This is a genomic window from Myxococcus sp. CA039A (assembly GCF_013336645.1).
Lineage (GTDB): Bacteria > Myxococcota > Myxococcia > Myxococcales > Myxococcaceae > Myxococcus > Myxococcus llanfairpwllgwyngyllgogerychwyrndrobwllllantysiliogogogochensis.
In genome coordinates this window covers 1-795 of record NZ_JABUMQ010000722.1, presented here as the reverse complement: position 1 = coordinate 795, position 795 = coordinate 1, and the positions used below count along the sequence as shown (strand labels likewise).

The 795-nt window shown below is 54.6% G+C and carries 1 protein-coding gene; it reads right to left on the bottom strand.

Annotated elements, in window-relative coordinates; genetic code table 11:
• A partial coding sequence (locus tag HR086_RS47265; protein ID WP_174468951.1) for an AAA family ATPase occupies nucleotides 1–752 on the bottom strand: 752 nt, incomplete at its 3' end.
• Between the last annotated feature and the right edge of the window lie 43 nt (nucleotides 753–795).

The window sequence follows — 795 nt, the reverse complement described above, 5'->3', positions numbered from 1 at the left end:
GCGTCCTTCCGAGCGATTTCGAGATCATTTTGAAGCTGAGTGTATTTTTCTTGAGCAGCGTTCAACATTGCCATGAGCCGAGCAACTTCCCGGCCTTGCTGCTCGTATTCCGCCTGGATCTGCGCTACGCGTTGCCGCTTCCGCTGGTTCTCGCCGTTCCGGGCGAGGATTTCCTGCTGCTGGCGGATGAGATCCGATGCGGAGATCGGCTCTTTCGGAGCCTCTGGGAAATACGGCTGTTCCTTGGCGAATTTGGCTTTTTGATCGGCGATCTGGCCGATCGCGTGGCGCCGGTTGTAGAGCTCCCGCTCCTTGGTCTCCAGCTCGTGGAGCTTGTCGCCGACGCCGATGATGCGCAGCAGAGTATTGGCTTTTTCCTTATTAGTTGCGTTCATGAATTTGGGAAGGTCGATCGCCAGCTCTTCCACGAAACTATCCAGCAGCTGCTGACCGCCCTTCTGGCCGTTCGGATCGATGACCTTAAGGTCGCTGTTTTTACCTTTGCGCTCAACGATCAAGCCGTTCGACAGCACGATATGAAGATAAGGTGGTACTGCCGACCCTTCGCGTTCGGGCTGGGAAGGGCGGTACTTATTGCCGCCCAAGCCCCAAGCAATGGCATCCAAAACACTCGTCTTGCCTTGGTTGTTCTTCCCGCCGACAATCGTCAAACCTGTGCTGGTCGGCTCGATCTTCACGGCCTTGACGCGCTTGACGTTTTCGATTTCCAATTTATTGATTTTGATACTCATCTTTTCCTCCCCGTCCTTTGCTGGCGATTGCGCTGAATAATAG